This window comes from Pseudomonas sp. USHLN015 (assembly GCF_037153275.1).
Lineage (GTDB): Bacteria > Pseudomonadota > Gammaproteobacteria > Pseudomonadales > Pseudomonadaceae > Metapseudomonas > Metapseudomonas tohonis.
On the sequence record NZ_JBBCKP010000007.1, the window covers coordinates 147,362 to 164,972 of the forward strand.

The window sequence follows — 17,611 nt, forward strand, 5'->3', positions numbered from 1 at the left end:
CGAATCAGCGGTTTTTCCCATCCCTCCTTACAAGGTAGTTGTATATGTCGAAACGCCTCCTGCTCGCTCTGGCGGGCACCCTCATGGTGCTGGCCGGATTCGCCCGCGCCGATGTGGATGAGAATTACTCGGTGGTGCTGCTGACGGAGAATTTCCCGCCCTACAACATGGCGATCAACGGAAAGAACTTCGCTCAGGAAGACAACGTCGACGGCATCGCCGTGGACGTGGTGAAGGAAATGTTCAAGCGCGCAGGCATCAAGTACAACCTGACCCTGCGCTTCCCGTGGGACCGCATCTACAAGCTGGCGCTGGAGAAGCCCGACTACGGCATCTTCGTCACCGCCCGCCTGCCGGAGCGCGAGCAGTCCTTCAAGTGGGTCGGCCCCATCGGCCCCGACGACTGGGTCCTGCTCGCCCGTGGCGACAGCACCATCAGCCTCACCAGCCTGGAGCAGGCCAAGCAATACAAGGTCGGCGCCTACAAGGGCGATGCCATCTCCCAGGCCCTGGCCGAGAAAGGCATCGAGGCCACCACCTCCCTGCGTGACCAGGAAAACGCCAAGAAGCTGGAGAAAGGCCAGATCGACCTCTGGGCCACCGGTGACCCCGCCGGCCGCTACCTGGCCAAGCAGGAAGGCGTCTCGGGCCTGAAGACCGTGCTGCGCTTCAACAAGGCCGAGCTGTTCCTGGCGCTGAACAAGGAGACCCCCGACGAGGTGGTCAAGCGCCTGCAGGACGCGCTGGACAAGATGCGCGCCGAGGGCCTGGTCGACCAGATCCTCAACAGCTACCTGTGATACCCAGCGACCGGCCAAGAGCCGGTCGCTTGCCATTGGATGGCAGGACGGGGCGATCCATACGTCCGTGGGCCGAGGCCCATGCAGGGAAGTCGCTAGCCATAACCACAAATTCAAGCGAGCGGATGACAATGCACAAACTGATGAGAAACGCCCTGACCCTGGGCCTGATGTTCCTGGCCTTCGGGGCCCGCGCCGAGCTTCCGGCCGACTACAAGGTCGTGCTGCTGACCGAGAACTTCCCGCCCTTCAACATGGCGGTGGACGACAAGAACTTCGCCCGCGACGACGGCATCGACGGCATCAGCACCGATATCGTCCGCGAGATGTTCAAGCGCGCGAACATCGAATACACCCTCACCCTGCGCTTCCCCTGGGACCGGCTGTATCGCCTGACCCTGGACAAGCCCAACTACGGCCTGTTCTCCACCACCTTCACCCCCGAGCGCCAGCCGCTGTTCAAGTGGGTCGGCCCCGTCGCCAAGACCGGCTGGGTGCTGCTCGCCGCCCCGGGCAACAATATCGCCCTCAAGGACCTGAAGAGCGCCGGCCAGTACCGCATCGGCGCCTACAAGAACGACGCCGTGAGCCAGCACCTGGAAAGCCAGGGCCTGTCCCCGCAGAACGCCCTGCGTGACCAGGAGAACGTGAAGAAGCTGATCAAGGGCCAGATCGACCTGTGGGCCACCACCGACCCGGTCGGCCGCTACCTGGCCAAGCAGGAAGGCGTCACCGGCCTGCAGACCGTGCTGCGCTTCAATGATGCCGAGCTGTACCTGGCCTTCAACAAGGACACCCCGGACGAGGTGATCGAGCGCCTGCAGAAGGCCCTCGACCAGATGCGCGCCGATGGCTTCGTCGACGAAGTGACCAAGAACTACCTGTGATCCCGCCTGCCGCCACCCACCCAGCAGGGGTGGGTGGCGCTTGCACCGTTCTGGTGCGTTGACGTTCTGTCGATCAGGCCCCGCATGCATGCGGGCTGCCCATTACCCATGAACACCTTCATGCAGAGCCGTTCCGGCAGGATTCGCCGTGCGCGTCAGTCCAGGCGGTAGCTGTGGATGCGCTTGTCCGGGTTGACGTCGTACCAGTCGCCTTCCGCCCAGAACACCCGGTCGGTGCGCGGGTCCAGTCCCTGCACGCCCAGGTAGCCTTCGATGGCGAGGCGGCTCCAGCTCCGGCCCCAGTCCCGTGAATAGAACACCGCGTCGGAGGAAATGGTCGCCGGCTCGCCATCGGCCGTGGGGTAGAGCCACAGGGGGACGCTGTAGCTGCTGTCGGTATTGGCCAGCAGCACCCCCTTGCCGATGCTGAACCCGCGCAGGCCGGTACTGGAGGGCAGTGGCCAGAACGGGCTGGGCAGGCTGCCCCGGGGTTGCCAGGCGAGGGTCTGCCGGTCCAGTTCGGCGACCTGGACGGCTTCTTCCCCCTCGCGCTCGATCACCGCGATCACGCGCTCGTCGTCGTTGCTCACCACCTCGTCCAGGTGCAGGCCGTACTCCCGCTCCAGCGGCCCCATCCGCCACTGGCCGCCGTCACGTACCAGGCGGGCCCTGCTGGTGACGAACACCGGGGTGGTGAGGTACTTGCCGTCGGGCTCGCCGTAGAGGAAGGACTGCGAGACCCAGATCGCCGCGTGCTGGTCGTCGAACTGCTGGACATGGCTTGTGATGCGGCCGTACCCGCCGTTGTAGTCGCCCCAGTTGACGCCTTCCGGTGCGCGGCTGCGGATGGCGTCGAGGCTGACCAGGAGGTCGTCGCTGGCGATGATCGCCTCGCGGGTCGCGCCCTGGTCGGGCGAGTAGTAGAGGCCGCCGCGCAGGTTCTCGGGCTCGCCATAGGCGCTGCTGCTCTGCGGCAGGCTGGCCCAGGCCCAGAACTGCTGGTTGTCGAAGAAGTAGGGCTCGAGCGACCAGGCCAGGTCGTTGGCTTCGGCCAGCAGGCCCTGTTCCAGGGGCGCCCAGCTGGTGCCCTGGTCGTCGCTGCGCAGGACCACCGTCTGCCGGATGTCCGCCTGCTGCGCATCCTCGGGGCGGTTGACGCCGGTGAGCAGGTAGAGGGTGTCGCCATCGGGCGTCGCCACCAGGCAGGCGGTTTCGCCGAGGTGGGCGACCTGGACGAATTCACCCTCGTCGTCGAGCCGTGACAGGTAGGTGGTCTGCGGGTCGCTGGACAAGCCGCCACCGAAGAGGCCGCCGAAGCCCGAGGGCTCCTCGTCGTCCTGTTCGGCAGCATTGCCGCGGATCAGGGCATCGAGGTCGATGCCGGGCTGGCCTTCGGTCTTTTCCGCGCGGTCCATGCGGCCGACCAGCCAGGTGTTCTTCGGTGTCGCCAGCACGCCGGTGCAGTATTGCTGCCGGGCCCGCTGCTCGACGCGGCTGGTGGTGCCCACGACTGCTTCGCCCGGGCTGGCGCCGCCGAGTTCCAGCTTGGCGCTGACGATGATCCAGAGGTAGCCCGTGGGCACCACGGCGGCGATGACGAACGCCAGGATGACGAGGGCCTTGATCAGGGATTGGCGACGGGGCATGGAACGGCATCTTTGCGGGAGAAGCGCTGAAGCCTAAGGACTCGACGTCCGTTTGCCCAGCCGCTGTGCCGGGGAACATGCGCTGGCGCACGCCGATTCAGCGATAGACGCCGCCCTTGCCGTGGGCCGCCATGGCGCGGTTGCTGCGCAGGGCGATCATCTGCTGCACCCCGATCAGCTCGAAGCCCTGCGCCTTCAGGCGCGGCAGCTCGCGTTCGAGCAACGCCAGGGTGGCGGGGTGGGGGTGGCCGATCATCACCGCCGAGCCCTGCTTGCGGGCGAGCTTGAGGGCGGCTTCGAACTGCGCGGCGATGGCTTCGGGGTGCATGTCGTCGTCGAGGAAGACGTCCCGCGAGAGGCTCGCCAGGCCGATCTTCTGTGCTTCGGCGGCGGCCACGGTGGCGGCGCTGGTGCGGCTGTCGATGAAGAAACGGTGATCGCCCTGCAGGCGGTGCATCAGCCAGGCCATGGCCTGGGGCTGGGCGGTCATGCGGCTGCCCATGTGGTTGTTCAGGCCCTGGGCGTGGGGCACGACGCGCAAGGCGGCGTCGAGGCGCCGCTGCAGTTCGTCCACCGGCATGCCCGGGTGCCAGGCGAAGGGGCCGCCGGCCGGGTCCATGGGCAGATGCAGCATCACCGTCTTGCCGGCGGCGTGGGCGGTGTTGGCCAACTGGGTGGCGTGGGGCGCGTCGGGGATGATCGACAGGGCCACCGGGCCGGGCAGGGCGAGCACGCGGCGATCGCGCTCGGGCGTCTGGCCGAGGTCGTCGATCACCAGCGTCAGGCGTGGACGCTGGCGGCTGTCGAGCGGGGTGGCCGGAGCGGGGGAGGCGGTCTTCGCCGGCCTGTCGGCCCTGGCGGGCGGTGTTGCCGGGCCTGGGTTGGAAGGGGCGGTGGGCGAGGCGGTGGCCGGCTGCTCGGGGCCGAGTCTCAAGGGGCCGGGCTGGATGGGCAGCGCCTGGGCGGGCGCCGCCTGCTCCGGCGCCGCGAGGGGCAGCCGGGGCAGGGGCGGAAGGGGATCGCGGGCCTGGGTCGCCGACGCGCCGAGCAGCAGCGCCAGCAGCCAGGCTCCCCGGCTCACCTCAATCCCCGCGGGTGACGTTCAGGCCCTTGAGCAGGTTCAGCGCCTGGTTCAACTGGTAGTCGTCGTCCTGCGGGCGGGCCTGGGCGGCCTTGGCCTTGCCGGAGCTGGGCTTGTCGGCGCCACCGTTGCCGTTGCCGAGGTGGCCGGCGAGGTCGGCTTCCTTGAAGTTCTCGCTGTCCTGCTCGCGGGTCACCTTGGCGCGGGCCACTTCCACGTCGGGGACGATGCCCTGGGCCTGGATGGAGCGACCGTTGGGGGTGAAGTAGAGCGCGGTGGTGAGCTTCAGGGCGCGGTCGTTGTTCAGCGGCAGCACGGTCTGTACCGAGCCCTTGCCGAAGCTGTCGGTGCCCATCAGCACGCCACGCTTGTGGTCCTGCAGGGCGCCGGCGACGATCTCGGCCGCCGAGGCGCTGCCACCGTTGATCAGCACCACCAGCGGCACGCCTTCGCTGGCGTCGGCCGGGTCGGCGGAGAAGCGCAGCTCGGAGTTGGCGATGCGGCCCTTGGTGTAGACGATCAGGCCCTTGGTGAGGAAGTGGTCGGCCACCTCCACCGCGGACTGCAGCACGCCGCCGGGGTTGTTGCGCAGGTCCAGGACCAGGCCGGCGAGTTTCTTGTCACCGTTGTCCTTGCGCAGCTTGGCCAGCGCCTTGCCCACTTCCTCGCCGGTGTTGACCTGGAACTGGGTGATGCGGATGTAGCCGTAGTTCTTGTCCAGCAGCTGGCTCTTGACGCTCTTGACCTTGATCACCGCGCGCTTGAGCTCGACGTCGAAGGGCTGGCCGCCCTCGCGTACCAGGGTCAGCACGATAGGGCTGCCGGCCTTGCCGCGCATCTTGTCCACGGCTTCCATCATCGACAGGCCCTTGGTCGGCTGGCCGTCGATCTTGACGATCAGGTCGCCCGGCTGGATGCCGGCCTTGGAGGCAGGGGTGTCGTCGATGGGCGAGACGACCTTGATGAAGCCGTCCTCGGTGCCCACTTCGATGCCCAGGCCGCCGAATTCGCCGCTGGTGCTTTCCTGCAGCTCCTGGAACGCCTCGGGCTCCAGGTACGCGGAGTGCGGGTCGAGGTTGCTGAGCATGCCCTTGATGGCGTTCTCCAGCAGGGTCTTGTCGTCCACCGGTTCGACGTAGGCGGATTTGATCCGGTCCAGCACCTCGGCGAAGGTGCGCAGCTCGTCCAGGGGCAGCGGTGCCTTGCCGTTCGCCGCCGGTGCCGGGGCGGGCGCCGGCGCTGCGGGCTCCTGGGCGGCGGAGGCGAGCGATGCACCGCCGAGCAGCGCCAGGGCCATGGCCAGGGAGGTAAGGCGGGACAGATGCGGCATGCGAATCAACTCCTACGGAATGAAGTGGCGCTTATCCTTGCGCCCGGCACCACTGCGCGGGGTCGCTGGGGCGGCCCTGCTGGCGGATGGCGAAATACAACGCGGGCGTATCCTGCCCGCCACTGGTGCCGACGGTGGCGATGGACTCCCCCGCCTTGACGATGTCGCCGGCATTTTTCAACAGGCTCTGGTTGTGGCCGTACAGGCTCAGGAAGCCGTTGCCGTGGTCGAGGATGACCAACAGCCCCGCGCCGCGCAACCAGTCGGCGAAGACCACGCGGCCGCCATGCACGGCGCGCACCTGGCTGCCTGCGGCGGCGCCGATCAGCACGCCGTCCCACTTAGTTCGTGCGTCTTCGCCGCGAGGAGTTCCAAATCTCGCAACGAGACGGCCATCGACCGGCCAGGGCAGCTTGCCCCGGGCACTGGCGAAGGGGCCGCCGAAGTTGCCGCCGGTGCTCGAAACCAGGGGGCCGGAAAGGGATTTGGCGGCGGCCGGGGAGCGCTTGAGCTCGTCTTCCTGGCGCTGCCGTTCGGCCAGTTCGCGCTTGCGTGCCTCTTCGGCCTCGCGGGCCTGGCGGGCGAGGGTTTCCTCGATGGTCTTGAGCACACGGCCCAGCTCGGCCTGCTCCTGCTGGCGGGCCTTGAGCTTCTGGTCGCGGTCGGTCACGTCGCGGTTGAGCTTGGCCAGGGCCAGCTGGCGCTCCTTGCGCAGGCCGGCGAGTTGCTCGCGGCGGCCGTCCAGGGCGCTCTTCTGCTCGACGAGCGCGGCCTGCTGGGTGGCGATGTCGCGCTCGACGTTGGCCAGTTGGCGCAGGGTCTCGTTGAAGGCGTCGAGCTGCTCCAGGCGGGCCTGGCTGAGGTAGTCGTAGTAGGTGAGGGTACGGGCGAATTTCTCGGGGTGCTGCTGGTTGAGCAGCAGCTTGAGGTATTCCTGCTGGCCACTCTGGTAGGCGGCGCGCGCCTGGATGCCGATCAGCCTCTGCTGTTCAAGGCGCGCGCCCTGGAGCTTTTTTTTCTCCTGGTCCAGGCGCCTCACTTCGCCTTCGCCCTTGTCGAGTTCCTGTTGCAGGTCCTTGACCTGCTTTTCCAGCTGGCCCATCTCCGATTCGGTTTTCTTCAGGTCCGCCTGCACGCCGGACTTCTCCTCCTGCAGCTGCTTGAGGAGTTTCTTGAGTTCGGTGACGTCCTTGGCGGCCTGGTCCAGCTGTTGCTGGGTCTGCGCGCGCTCGTCGGCGACGGCCGGCGCGAGCAGGCAGGCAAGGAGAATGAGGGTGAGGGCGCGAAACATGGGGGCGTGCGGCACCAGGGAAGAAGACGGGCCTAGTATGCCCGTCGCGCTCGGCAAAAAAAACGCCCCGAAGCCTGAGCTGCGGGGCGTTCGATGCGAAACCGCGGCGCCGGTGGTCGGCGCGTGGGTCATTTCAGTTCGACGATGCTCTTGCCGGTCATCTCGGCCGGCACCGGCAGGCCCATCAGGGTCAGCAGGGTGGGGGCCACGTCGGCGAGCACGCCGCCTTCGCGCAGGCTGACCTGGCGCTTGCCGTAATAGATGAAGGGCACCGGCTCGCAGGTGTGCGCGGTGTGCGCCTGGCCGGTGGCTTCGTCTTCCATCTGCTCGACGTTGCCGTGGTCGGCGGTGATCAGCGCCTCGCCGCCGACCTTGTCGAGGGCGGCGGTGATGCGTCCCAGGCAGGTGTCCAGGCACTCGACGGCCCTGACCGCGGCCTCGAAGACGCCGGTGTGGCCGACCATGTCGCCGTTGGCGTAGTTCACGATGATCACGTCGTAGCGCAGGTTCTCGATGGCGTCGACGATGCGGTCGGTCACCTCGGGGGCGCTCATCTCCGGCTGCAGGTCATAGGTGGCGACCTTGGGCGAGGGGATGAGGATGCGCTCTTCGCCTTCGAAGGGCTCCTCGCGGCCGCCGGAGAAGAAGAAGGTCACGTGGGCGTACTTCTCGGTCTCGGCGATGCGCAGCTGGGTCTTGCCGTTGGCCGCGAGGTATTCACCCAGCACGTTGTCCAGGGACTCGGGCTTGAAGGCGCTGGGCGCGGGGATGCTGGCGGCGTACTGGGTCAGCATCACGTAGCCGGCCAGGGCGATTTCACGAGCACGGGCGAATTCCTTGAAGCCGGGCTCGACGAAGGCGCGGGACAGCTCGCGGGCGCGGTCGGCACGGAAGTTCATGAAGATGACCGCGTCGCCATCCTGCACCGGGGCGGCGTCGCCGATACGAGTGGCCTTGACGAATTCGTCGCTCTCGCCGCGCTCGTAGGCGGCGGCGAGGCCTTCACGGGCGCTGGCGGCGGTGAATTCGGCCTGGCCTTCGGTGATCAGGTTGTAGGCGGCTTCGACGCGGTCCCAGCGGTTGTCGCGGTCCATGGCGAAGTAGCGGCCGATCAGGCTGGCGATGCGGCCCTTGCCCAGGCGGGCGAAGGTGGCATCGAGCAGCTCGATGGAGGGCTCGGCGCTTTTCGGCGGGGTGTCGCGGCCGTCGAGGAAGGCGTGCAGGTAGATCTTCTCGGCGCCGCGCTGGGCGGCCAGCTCGGCCATGGCGACCAGGTGGTCCTGGTGGCTGTGTACGCCGCCGTCGGAAAGCAGGCCCATGAAGTGCACGGCCTTGCCGGCGGCAACGGCCTTGTCCACGGCCTCGACTATCACGGGGTTGGCGAAGAACTCGCCATCACGGATGGCCTTGGTGACGCGGGTGAAGTCCTGGTAAACCACGCGGCCGGCGCCGAGGTTCATGTGGCCCACCTCGGAGTTGCCCATCTGCCCGTCCGGCAGGCCCACGTCCATGCCGCTGCCCGAGATCAGGCCGTGCGGCTGGGTGGCCAGCAGGCGGTCGTAGACCGGCTTGGTGGCGGCGTAGATGGCGTTGTACTCGGGACTGTCACTGTGACCGAAGCCGTCCAGGATGATCAGAACCAGGGGTTTGGGCGTGGCTGTCATAAGTCCGACTCGCATGGCACAAGAAGATCAAAAAGGGAGCGGCATTTTACGTACAAGTTCCTTGTGCGTCACCGCCGTGCGGGGTTTGGTGGACCTGTGGTGCTGTGTATACTGGCCGGCATTTTACCGTCCCGGGACCCGTCGATGTTCGCCCACCTGATTGAATTTGCCACCAACCACTATGTACTGAGCGCATCCTTCGTCGTCCTGCTGGTGCTCCTGATCGCCCACGAACTGCGCCGTGGCGGCCGCAGCATCAGCACCCGCGAGCTCACCGCGCTGGTCAACAGCGGCCAGGGCATCGTCCTCGACGTGCGCAGCAGTAAGGACTTCTCCAGCGGCCGCATCGTCGACTCGCTGAACATCCCCTACGAAAAGCTGGCTGCTCGCCTTGCGGAGCTGGATAAGCATAAGGACAAGACCATCATAGTGGTCGATACCATGGGCCAGCACGCTGGTACCGTTTGCCGTGACCTGCAGAAAGCCGGTTTCACCGCCTTCAAGCTGTCCGGCGGCATCGGCAGCTGGCGTGGCGAAAACCTGCCGTTGGTGAAGTGAACATGGCTGCCGTCGTCATCTACTCCAGTGACTGGTGCCCCTACTGCATCCGGGCCAAGCAATTGCTCGGCAGCAAGGGCGTCCAATACGAAGAGATCCGGGTCGATGGCAAGCCCGACGTCCGCGCCGAGATGACCCGCAAGGCGGGCCGCACCTCGGTGCCGCAGATATGGATCGGTTCGACCCATGTGGGCGGCTGTGACGACCTTTATGCCCTTGAGCGGGCGGGCAAGCTGGATGCTCTGCTCAAGGCGTGACCCCACTCGAAAACGTACGAACAAGAAGGCTCTGCCATGACTGAACAAGCAAGCAACGGCGCTTCCCAGGAAGCTCAGAACCCGCAATTCTCGCTGCAGCGCATCTACGTGCGTGACCTGTCGTTCGAGGCCCCCAAGAGCCCCGAGATCTTCCGCCAGGAGTGGACCCCGAGCGTGGCGCTGGACCTCAACACCCGCCAGAAGTCGCTGGACGGCGATTTCCATGAAGTGGTGCTGACCCTCTCCGTGACCGTGAAGAACGGCGAAGAAACCGCCTTCATCGCCGAAGTGCAGCAGGCCGGCATCTTCCTGATCAAGGGCCTGGACGCGGCTTCCATGAGCCACACCCTGGGCGCCTTCTGCCCGAACATCCTGTTCCCCTACGCCCGCGAAACCCTGGACAGCCTCGTCGTACGCGGCTCGTTCCCGGCACTGATGCTGGCTCCGGTGAACTTCGACGCCCTGTACGCGCAGGAAATGGCGCGCCTGCAGGCCGCCGGCGAAGCTCCGGCCAACGCCTGATCCACGCTGGATGAAGAAAAAGCGCCCCTCGGGGCGCTTTTTTGTGGGCGCGTGTTCGCCCGGTTCAGTCCAGGCTGAAGCCGTGCTGGCGCCAGGCCTCGTAGACCGCCACGGCCACGCTGTTGGACAGGTTCAGGCTGCGGCAGCCGGGACGCATGGGCAGGCGCAGGCGCTGCTCGGGCGGCAGGGCCTCGCGCACCTTTTCCGGCAGGCCGCGGCTTTCCGGGCCGAAGAGAAAGGCGTCGCCCTTCTCGAAGGCGACCTCGTGGAACAGCCGGGTGCCCTTGGTGGTGAAGGCGAACACGCGGGGGTGGCCCAGGCTCGCCAGGCAGCTCTCCAGGTCGGCGTGGCGCTGCAGGGTGGCGTACTCGTGGTAGTCCAGCCCGGCGCGGCGCAGGCGCTTGTCGTCGAGCTCGAAACCCAGGGGCTCGACCAGGTGCAGGTGGCAGCCCGAGTTGGCGCACAGCCTGATAATGTTGCCGGTGTTCGGCGGAATTTCCGGTTGAAAAAGGATGACGTGAAACATGCGTGGCCCCCTGCCCCAAAACCGGCGGCATTCTACTCCCGATGAGGACCCGAGGCGGCGCATGTGGCCGCGGTTTTTGGGTTCGCTGGCGATTTTCGGACTGCTGGTCGGGCTGATGATCGGCCGCCTGACCGCACCGGGGCCCATCCACCTGGAGCGGGTGGAGGCCTTGCCCGACGGGCTGGCGCTGTGGTTCGACGGCGAGCCGCGCCAGCGTGCCGAGCACATGGATGGGGCGCTGGCCTTCATCTTCGATGCCAGCGCCGAGCCGCAGAAGGGCCGCCTGCAATTGGGTGGCAAGGCGCTGAACTGGCGCTTGCAGATGACCCGCAATGGGTTGCTCTTGCACTTCGTGGCGACCCGCCCCCTGCATGGGGAGTGGAGCGGTGCCGAGGTGGATGGCAAGTGGCGGCTGCAGATCAGCCTGCGGGAGGGATAAGAAAGGGGATTCCCCGGCCTGCCTGTACCAAGGTCCCCGAAACGGGTCGTCGCTGCTGTCCGGGGCCGTTGTCTCGGCTCCCGGGCGGGATAAGAAAGGGGAATCCCCGGCCTGCCTGTACCTGGGCCCCCGAAACGGGTCGTCGCTGCGCTGTCCCGGCTCGAAGCCGTCGTGACAGCGTGGCGCTGTAAGAAAGGGGATTCCCCGGCCTGCCTGTACCAAGGCCCCCAAAACCATCGTCCTTCACCGCTCGCCCGCGGAGCTCGGCTCGACGCGACGGCGGGGCAGTGAAGGGTCTTGCATAAAAGAGGGATCCCCGGCCTGCCTGTACCAAGGTCCCCGAAAACGGTTGTCTCTACCAATGCAGAGGCTGTGCCAGTTTTCGCATTCGGCCCCTGTCCACCTCCATTGGAGTTCGCGCCTCATGGCCAGAGGCCCCGTGGTTATTGGGCTCTGGCCCTTCATGGCTTTTTCGGGAGCATCATGGAATGCCCGTCTCCAGGCGGGCGGCAGTCAGGTCCTGAACATTTTCTGAGCACATTTTTGATGCGCCGAAGCGGTGCATGGCACCAGTCGTGAACGTTTTCCCCGGCTGCCGCCTGCGTTGGTGCGTCCCGGACAGCGGGCGGGCTTCAAGCTGGCGTCACGGAGAAAGACGCGGGGGGAGGGAGCAGGAGCGAATCCATTCGCGGGCGGCCTTTCCGAGGGGCTTCCAAGGACCGGCTGGCGGTCCGTCGCGAACGAACTCGCTCCTACAACGCGGTGAGGCGGGGTGGCCGCCTGAAATGCTTCGCGGGCCAGCAGGCCCGCGAGGTCGGAGTGGAGGGTGGAGCCGGGCCGATCAGGCGTCGTCGCCGTCGTCCTCGTCGCCGCCATCCACCTTCATGCCCAGTTCCTTGATCTTGCGGGTGAGGGTGTTGCGGCCCCAGCCCAGCAGCACGGCGGCGTCGCGGCGACGGCCTGCGGTGTGCTTGAGCGCGGTCTCGATCATGATCCGCTCGAACGACGGCACGGCGCTGTCCAGCAGGCTGGACTGGCCGCGGGCCAGCGCCTGGTCGGCCCACTGGCGCAGGGCCTGCTCCCAGTTGGTGACCGGCGCCGCGTCCTGGGGCTGGGTGAGCAGTTCCGGCGGCAGGTCGTCCACGTGGACTTCGCGACCCGAGGCCATGACGGTGATCCAGCGGCAGGTGTTCTCCAGCTGGCGCACGTTGCCCGGCCAGGGCAGGTTCTTCAGGTATTCCTCGGTCTCCGGCTTGAGCAGCTTGGGCTCCACGGCCAGCTCCTGGGCCGCACGGGCGAGGAAGTGGCGGGCCAGCGCGGGGATGTCCTCGCGGCGGTCGGACATGCGCGGGATATGGATGCGGATGACGTTGAGGCGGTGGAACAGGTCTTCGCGGAACTTGCCGGCCTGCACCAGGTTTTCCAGGTTCTGGTGGGTGGCGGCGATGATGCGCACGTCCACCTTCACCGGGGTGTGGCCGCCCACGCGGTAGAATTCGCCATCGGCCAGCACCCGCAGCAGGCGGGTCTGGGTGTCGGCCGGCATGTCGCCGATCTCGTCGAGGAACAGGGTGCCGCCGTCGGCCTGCTCGAAGCGGCCGCGCCGCTGGTTGGCCGCGCCGGTGAAGGCGCCTTTCTCGTGGCCGAACAGCTCGGACTCCATCAGGTCCTTGGGGATCGCCGCCATGTTCAGGGCGATGAAGGGCGAGGCGGCACGCGGGCTGTGGCGATGCAGTGCGTGCGCCACCAGCTCCTTGCCGGTGCCGGATTCACCGTTGATCAGCACGGTGATGTTGGAGTGGCTGAGGCGGCCGATGGCGCGGAACACCTCCTGCATCGCCGGTGCCTCGCCGATGATCTCGGGGGTGCGCGGCTGGTTGGCCGGGGCTTCCAGGCTCTGCTGCTCCTGGGCGTGCTGGTTGGCGCGCTTGACCAGGGAGACCGCCTCGTCGACGTCGAAGGGCTTGGGCAGGTATTCGAAGGCACCGCCCTGGTAGGACGCCACCGCGCTGTCCAGGTCCGAGTGGGCGGTCATGATGATCACCGGCAGGCGCGGGTGCAGCTCGCGGATGCGCGCCAGCAGGTCCAGGCCACTGGCACCGGGCATGCGGATGTCGGAGATGATCACGTCCGGCTGCTGGCGGGTCAGGCGGGTGAGCACGCTGTCGGCGCTTTCGAAACTCTGGGTGGTCATGCCTTCCTGTTGCAGGGCCTTTTCCAGGACCCAGCGGATGGAGCGGTCGTCATCGACGATCCAGACAGTTTCACTACGAGTCATGAGGATGCGGCTCCTTGTTCCAGCGGCAGGAAGATCGAGAAGACGGTGTGGCCGGGATGGCTCTCGCACTCGATGAGCCCCTGGTGCTGGCTGATGATGTTCTGGGCGATGGCCAGCCCGAGCCCGGTACCGTCCGGGCGCCCGCTGACCATGGGGTAGAAGATGGTTTCCTGCAGCTCGGGCGGGATGCCCGGGCCGTTGTCGATGATCTCCACCTTGGTCACCAGGCGGTGCCGGGTGTGGCCGATGGTGAACTGGCGCAGGGTGCGCGAACGCAGGGTGATGCGCCCGAGGCGCAGGTCGTTGTTGGCGGAGATGGCCTGCATGGCGTTGCGCACGATATTGAGCACGGCCTGGATCATCTGCTCGCGGTCGATGAGCACGTCCGGGATGCTTGGGTCGTAGTCGCGCACCAGGGTGATGCCGCCCTGGCTCTCCGCTTCCACCAGGCTGCAGACACGCTCCAGCACTTCGTGGACGTTGGTCATCGCCAGCGACGGCAGCTTGTTGGAGCCGAGCATGCGGTCCACCAGGTTACGCAGGCGATCGGCCTCCTCGATGATGACGTTGGTGTAGTCCTTCAGGTGCTCTTCCGGCAGCTCGCGGGAAAGCAGCTGGGCGGCGCCACGGATGCCGCCCAGGGGGTTCTTGATCTCATGGGCGAGGCCGCGCACCAGCAGTTTGGTGGTTTCCTGCTTGGACAGCTGGGCCTCTTCCTTGGTGATGCGCAGCAGCCGGTCGCGCGGGTGCACTTCCAGCAGCAGCAGGGTGGCGCCCTTGTTGAGGATGGGCGTCACCGCATAGTCCACCGTCAGGGTCTGCCCGGCGAGGGAGGTGAGCATGGCCTCGCGCTTGGTGAAGGGGTGCGCCTGTTCCACCGCCTGGCGCAGCGAGGTCAGGGCCTCGGGCGACTCGGTGAACAGCTCGCTGATGAACTGGCCGTGGCTGCGCTGGCCGCTGACGGCCAGGAGCATCTCCGCCGCCGGGTTCATGTACTCCAGCCGCAGGTCGGCGTTGAGCAGGATCACCGCGGTGGTCAGGTTGTCGAGCAGCAGTCGGTGCAGGGCGTCGTTGATGGTCATAGGTCGGGCATCTCGGCGATGGGCAGGAAAATGCAAGAAGCAAACCAAGCCCTGAAAAGACGCGCTGGAACAGGCCGCCAGCCGCTTGCGGCTGCTTTTCAGCGCAGTGCGGCGGCATGCGGGCGAACCAAAATGGGGAGAGTATAGAAATCGGTGCAGCCTGACGCACCATTGCGGTGCGTCGCGGGATCAGAAGAACGGGAGGATGCCGATGATGCCCTTGTCCGGCTCCTTGGGCTTGTCCTTGAGCGGGCATTCGGGGCGTACGCCGTAGTCGGCCTTCTTGCAGGGGCGCGCCTGGCGTTTCTGCGCCAGGGTGATGCGCATGATGTGCACCGGCTGGTTCGGCGTGCGCTCCACCACCCGTTGCTTGTCGTCGATGATCTCCACCGCCAACTGGTGCGTGCCGCGATCCAGGTTGCTCAGCGGGAAGACCGGGCTGCGACCGGGTTCGCCCTGGGCCTTGCCGTCGAGCACCAGGCGGTAGTTGTGGCCGTCGCGCAGGCCGGGCTCGCTCATGGCGGTGACGATGAGGTTGCCCTCCATGTCGCGCACCGTGGCGTCCGGCTCGGGTACCAGGATGCGCAGCACCTGGTAGCCCAGTTCGCGGGGGATGGCGGCGGGCGGCAGTACGGCCGGGGCCGCCGGCTGGGCGGTCATGCCGTTGGAGGGGGCCAGTTCGATGCGCTCGGCGTTGCCGGGCTTGGGCCGGTCGGTGAAGACGCGGTTACCTTCCTCGTCGATGTAGGTGTAGACCTGGGCCATCGCCGGCAGGCAGGTGAACAGCAGGCAGAACAGGATCGTGCGCATGGGTCAGGTGGCTGGCTTCGGAGTGGGTTTCGGAGGGGGCGGCGGGCGCAGCGCGGGGCTGCTGGTGTTGACCCGCTGCACGGTGAAGGTGATGGTCTCGCTCTGTTGCACGACCTGGTCGCCTGCGAGCACCTGGACCGCGAGGCTGTGCTCGCCGCGATCGGCGTTGACCACCTGCAGGCGCGGCACGTTGACCTTCTGGCCCTCGGGCTTGCCGTCCAGCAGCAGTTGCAGCCGGTGGCCGGTGCGTAGGCGCGGCACCAGGTGCACGCCGACGGAGAAGGTGCCGTTGTTGGCGCGCAGGGCTTCGTCGCTGGGCACGTCGGTCAGGCGGAGTTCCTGGTAGGCCGCCTCGGCTGGCTGGTCCTTCGCGGCGGCGGGCGTGGCGGCGGGCTTCTGCGCTTCCACGGTGTTGGTGGTGGGCAGGGTGACCTCTTCGGTCCGGGTGCCATCCGGCGGCTGGTTGGTGAAGACCGTGTTGCCGTTGGCGTCGGTGTACTTGTAGATCTGCGCCGTCGCGGAAAGCGTCAGCGACAACAGCAGGCAGGTGAGCAGGAGGCGCATGGGCCGGTCTCCTCTGGATGATGCCGCTAAGCGTTGCACCGGCGCGCCGGGCTGGCAAGTTCGGCCTGATGCGGCTGTGCGGCGCAGCCGGAAAATCGTGATCCGTCCGGAGTGCGCTGCGCTTGCGGCGTGGCCGATGCCGAGCGCACGGGGCCCATTCCCGGGACAAAAAAAGGCCTCCCGAAGGAGGCCTCTCTAGTCCGTGCCGCTCGCGCGGCACGCTGCCTGTGCAGGCTGCCGGATCAGACGCTGTAGTACAGGTCGTATTCCAGCGGGTGCACGAAGGTGCGCACCTTGATTTCTTCTTCGCTCTTCAGCTCGATGTAGGCATCGATGAAGTCGTCGCTGAACACGCCGCCCTTGGTCAGGAACGCACGGCCCTTGTCCAGTTCTTCCAGCGCCTCTTTCAGGCTGCCGCAAACCTGCGGGATCTCTTTCGCCTCTTCCGGCGGCAGGTCGTACAGGTTCTTGTCGGCGGCATCGCCGGGGTGGATCTTGTTCTGGATGCCGTCCAGGCCGGCCATCAGCAGGGCGGCGAAGGCCAGGTAGGGGTTGGCAGCCGGGTCCGGGAAGCGCGCTTCGATGCGGCGTGCTTTCGGGCTGGATACGTACGGGATACGGATCGAGGCGGAACGGTTGCGGGCGGAGTAGGCCAGCATGACCGGTGCTTCGAAGCCCGGAACCAGACGCTTGTACGAGTTGGTCGACGGGTTGGTGAAGCCGTTCAGGGCCTTGCCGTGCTTGATGATGCCGCCGATGAAGTACAGGGCGGTGTCGGACAGGCCGGCATAGCCTTCACCTGCGAAGGTGTTCTTGCCGTCTTTGGCGATCGACAGGTGAACGTGCATGCCCGAGCCGTTGTCGCCGTACAGCGGCTTCGGCATGAAGGTGGCGGTCTTGCCATAGGCATCGGCCACGTTGTGCACGCAGTACTTCAGGGTCTGGACTTCGTCAGCCTTGGCAACGAGGGTGTTGAACTTCACACCGATTTCGTTCTGGCCGGCAGTCGCCACTTCGTGGTGGTGAACTTCGATGACCAGGCCCATCTCTTCCATGGCGTTGCACATGGCGGTACGGATTTCGTGGTCGTGGTCGCACGGCGGAACCGGGAAGTAACCGCCCTTGACGGCCGGGCGGTGGCCCTTGTTGCCGCCTTCGACGTCCTGGTCGGTCATCCAGGAGCCTTGCTCGGAGTAGATCTTGAACATGGAGCCGGAGATGTCGGACTTGAACTTCACTTCGTCGAAGATGAAGAACTCGGGTTCCGGGCCGACGAAGACGGTGTCACCGATACCGGTGGTCTTCAGGTACTCCTCGGCGCGCTTGGCGATGGAGCGCGGGTCGCGGTCGTAGCCTTGCATGGTGCTCGGCTCGATGATGTCGCAGACCAGGATCAGGGTCGGCTCTTCGGTGAACGGATCGAGCACGGCGGTGCTGTCGACCGGCAGCAGGATCATGTCGGAGGCTTCGATGCCTTTCCAGCCGTGGATGGACGAGCCGTCGAACATCTTGCCGACTTCGAAGAACTCGTCGTCGAGTGCGTCGCGTGCCGGCATGGTCACGTGGTGCTGCTTGCCTTTGGTATCGGTGAAGCGCAGGTCTACCCACTTCACGTCATGGTCTTTGATCAGTTGAAGCGACTTCGACATGGTGTCCTCCAGGTGAATGGGGAGCTGGAAAAGTTTGAGCCCCCAATAAAAGGTGAAGCCGGGGCGGCATAGTCCGCCAGGGCAACCTGCCTCACAAGGGAGCAAATTGCGTGCCAGTGCCCTGGAATGGGCAAGCGCCCTAGAACACAGGCAGGCCGGGGGCTGAAGATCGATTGTGTACAGTTTTGCGCACCAATTCCGTGCTCCGCACGTCGTGATTGCACCTG

Annotated in this window: 17 protein-coding genes; 6 read left to right on the forward strand and 11 right to left on the reverse strand. The window is 66.5% G+C overall.

The window, feature by feature from the left end:
• Nucleotides 1-44 precede the first annotated feature (44 nt).
• Both WFQ67_RS15840 and WFQ67_RS15845 read left to right on the forward strand, forming a co-directional pair.
• Entirely contained in the window at nt 45-800 is a 756-nt protein-coding gene (locus WFQ67_RS15840; RefSeq protein WP_173170984.1) for a substrate-binding periplasmic protein, read from the forward strand.
• Nucleotides 801-931: 131 nt separating this feature from the next.
• Nucleotides 932-1,687, forward strand: a complete 756-nt coding sequence (locus WFQ67_RS15845) for a substrate-binding periplasmic protein (RefSeq protein WP_111260736.1) — start codon at nt 932-934, stop codon at nt 1,685-1,687.
• A gap of 155 nt (nt 1,688-1,842) precedes the next feature.
• Here WFQ67_RS15845 and WFQ67_RS15850 read toward each other — a convergent pair whose 3' ends face one another.
• The 5 genes from WFQ67_RS15850 to gpmI form a co-directional block, all read right to left on the reverse strand.
• Nucleotides 1,843-3,333, reverse strand: a complete 1,491-nt coding sequence (locus tag WFQ67_RS15850; RefSeq protein ID WP_337057451.1) for a hypothetical protein — start codon at nt 3,331-3,333, stop codon at nt 1,843-1,845.
• A 97-nt stretch (nt 3,334-3,430) separates the two neighbouring features.
• Nucleotides 3,431-4,117 (reverse strand): divergent polysaccharide deacetylase family protein, encoded by a 687-nt coding sequence (locus WFQ67_RS15855; protein WP_244863102.1) that lies wholly within the window; start codon nt 4,115-4,117, stop codon nt 3,431-3,433.
• 298 nt (nt 4,118-4,415) lie between these two features.
• Entirely contained in the window at nt 4,416-5,744 is a 1,329-nt protein-coding gene (locus tag WFQ67_RS15860) for a S41 family peptidase (RefSeq protein ID WP_236234729.1), read from the reverse strand.
• A gap of 31 nt (nt 5,745-5,775) precedes the next feature.
• Nucleotides 5,776-7,035, reverse strand: a complete 1,260-nt coding sequence (locus WFQ67_RS15865) for a murein hydrolase activator EnvC family protein (protein WP_337057452.1) — start codon at nt 7,033-7,035, stop codon at nt 5,776-5,778.
• 128 nt (nt 7,036-7,163) lie between these two features.
• The gene (gene gpmI, locus WFQ67_RS15870) at nt 7,164-8,699 is read right to left on the reverse strand and encodes a 2,3-bisphosphoglycerate-independent phosphoglycerate mutase (RefSeq protein WP_337057453.1); all 1,536 of its coding nucleotides are present in this window, start codon (nt 8,697-8,699) and stop codon (nt 7,164-7,166) included.
• Nucleotides 8,700-8,843: 144 nt separating this feature from the next.
• Here gpmI and WFQ67_RS15875 point away from each other — a divergent pair, with 144 nt between their 5' ends.
• Genes WFQ67_RS15875 through secB form a run of 3 tightly spaced genes read left to right on the forward strand, consistent with a single transcriptional unit; the run spans nt 8,844 to nt 10,036 of the window.
• Complete coding sequence (locus tag WFQ67_RS15875) at nt 8,844-9,257, forward strand: rhodanese-like domain-containing protein (protein ID WP_213626847.1); 414 nt, start codon at nt 8,844-8,846, stop codon at nt 9,255-9,257.
• 2 nt (nt 9,258-9,259) lie between these two features.
• Nucleotides 9,260-9,514 (forward strand): glutaredoxin 3, encoded by a 255-nt coding sequence (gene grxC, locus WFQ67_RS15880; protein WP_111264746.1) that lies wholly within the window; start codon nt 9,260-9,262, stop codon nt 9,512-9,514.
• Between the two features lie 36 nt (nt 9,515-9,550).
• Nucleotides 9,551-10,036 (forward strand): protein-export chaperone SecB, encoded by a 486-nt coding sequence (gene secB, locus WFQ67_RS15885; RefSeq protein WP_021218677.1) that lies wholly within the window; start codon nt 9,551-9,553, stop codon nt 10,034-10,036.
• A gap of 64 nt (nt 10,037-10,100) precedes the next feature.
• On the opposite strand, the gene trmL is transcribed toward secB, so the two are convergent.
• Nucleotides 10,101-10,562, reverse strand: a complete 462-nt coding sequence (gene trmL / locus WFQ67_RS15890) for a tRNA (uridine(34)/cytosine(34)/5-carboxymethylaminomethyluridine(34)-2'-O)-methyltransferase TrmL (RefSeq protein ID WP_337057454.1) — start codon at nt 10,560-10,562, stop codon at nt 10,101-10,103.
• Here trmL and WFQ67_RS15895 point away from each other — a divergent pair.
• Complete coding sequence (locus WFQ67_RS15895) at nt 10,561-11,001, forward strand: hypothetical protein (RefSeq protein WP_213626845.1); 441 nt, start codon at nt 10,561-10,563, stop codon at nt 10,999-11,001. The genes trmL and WFQ67_RS15895 overlap by 2 nt on opposite strands.
• Before the next feature lie 841 nt (nt 11,002-11,842).
• Here the strand turns inward: WFQ67_RS15895 and ntrC are convergent.
• The 5 genes from ntrC to glnA form a co-directional block, all read right to left on the reverse strand.
• Complete coding sequence (gene ntrC, locus WFQ67_RS15900) at nt 11,843-13,279, reverse strand: nitrogen regulation protein NR(I) (protein ID WP_111264261.1); 1,437 nt, start codon at nt 13,277-13,279, stop codon at nt 11,843-11,845.
• A complete protein-coding gene (glnL, locus tag WFQ67_RS15905; protein WP_111264262.1) occupies nt 13,276-14,361 on the reverse strand; it encodes a nitrogen regulation protein NR(II) in 1,086 nt (361 codons plus the stop codon). The genes ntrC and glnL overlap by 4 nt, the downstream gene beginning before the upstream one ends.
• Nucleotides 14,362-14,550: 189 nt before the next feature.
• The gene (locus WFQ67_RS15910) at nt 14,551-15,171 is read right to left on the reverse strand and encodes a DUF4124 domain-containing protein (protein ID WP_213626843.1); all 621 of its coding nucleotides are present in this window, start codon (nt 15,169-15,171) and stop codon (nt 14,551-14,553) included.
• A gap of 3 nt (nt 15,172-15,174) precedes the next feature.
• The gene (locus WFQ67_RS15915) at nt 15,175-15,735 is read right to left on the reverse strand and encodes a DUF4124 domain-containing protein (protein ID WP_337057456.1); all 561 of its coding nucleotides are present in this window, start codon (nt 15,733-15,735) and stop codon (nt 15,175-15,177) included.
• A gap of 242 nt (nt 15,736-15,977) precedes the next feature.
• Nucleotides 15,978-17,384 (reverse strand): glutamate--ammonia ligase, encoded by a 1,407-nt coding sequence (gene glnA / locus WFQ67_RS15920; RefSeq protein ID WP_111264265.1) that lies wholly within the window; start codon nt 17,382-17,384, stop codon nt 15,978-15,980.
• Nucleotides 17,385-17,611 lie beyond the last annotated feature (227 nt).

Excerpts from the sequence above, each read along its gene's own strand:
- secB (WP_021218677.1), top strand. The coding sequence starts at position 9,551 with ATGACTGAACAAGCAAGCAACGGCGCTTCCCAGGAAGCTCAGAACCCG.
- WFQ67_RS15865 (WP_337057452.1), bottom strand. The coding sequence starts at position 7,035 with ATGTTTCGCGCCCTCACCCTCATTCTCCTTGCCTGCCTGCTCGCGCCG.
- grxC (WP_111264746.1), top strand. The coding sequence starts at position 9,260 with ATGGCTGCCGTCGTCATCTACTCCAGTGACTGGTGCCCCTACTGCATC.
- trmL (WP_337057454.1), bottom strand. The coding sequence starts at position 10,562 with ATGTTTCACGTCATCCTTTTTCAACCGGAAATTCCGCCGAACACCGGC.
- WFQ67_RS15845 (WP_111260736.1), top strand. The coding sequence starts at position 932 with ATGCACAAACTGATGAGAAACGCCCTGACCCTGGGCCTGATGTTCCTG.
- WFQ67_RS15910 (WP_213626843.1), bottom strand. The coding sequence starts at position 15,171 with ATGCGCACGATCCTGTTCTGCCTGCTGTTCACCTGCCTGCCGGCGATG.
- WFQ67_RS15860 (WP_236234729.1), bottom strand. The coding sequence starts at position 5,744 with ATGCCGCATCTGTCCCGCCTTACCTCCCTGGCCATGGCCCTGGCGCTG.
- glnA (WP_111264265.1), bottom strand. The coding sequence starts at position 17,384 with ATGTCGAAGTCGCTTCAACTGATCAAAGACCATGACGTGAAGTGGGTA.
- WFQ67_RS15875 (WP_213626847.1), top strand. The coding sequence starts at position 8,844 with ATGTTCGCCCACCTGATTGAATTTGCCACCAACCACTATGTACTGAGC.
- gpmI (WP_337057453.1), bottom strand. The coding sequence starts at position 8,699 with ATGACAGCCACGCCCAAACCCCTGGTTCTGATCATCCTGGACGGCTTC.
- WFQ67_RS15915 (WP_337057456.1), bottom strand. The coding sequence starts at position 15,735 with ATGCGCCTCCTGCTCACCTGCCTGCTGTTGTCGCTGACGCTTTCCGCG.
- glnL (WP_111264262.1), bottom strand. The coding sequence starts at position 14,361 with ATGACCATCAACGACGCCCTGCACCGACTGCTGCTCGACAACCTGACC.
- ntrC (WP_111264261.1), bottom strand. The coding sequence starts at position 13,279 with ATGACTCGTAGTGAAACTGTCTGGATCGTCGATGACGACCGCTCCATC.
- WFQ67_RS15850 (WP_337057451.1), bottom strand. The coding sequence starts at position 3,333 with ATGCCCCGTCGCCAATCCCTGATCAAGGCCCTCGTCATCCTGGCGTTC.
- WFQ67_RS15840 (WP_173170984.1), top strand. The coding sequence starts at position 45 with ATGTCGAAACGCCTCCTGCTCGCTCTGGCGGGCACCCTCATGGTGCTG.
- WFQ67_RS15895 (WP_213626845.1), top strand. The coding sequence starts at position 10,561 with ATGCGTGGCCCCCTGCCCCAAAACCGGCGGCATTCTACTCCCGATGAG.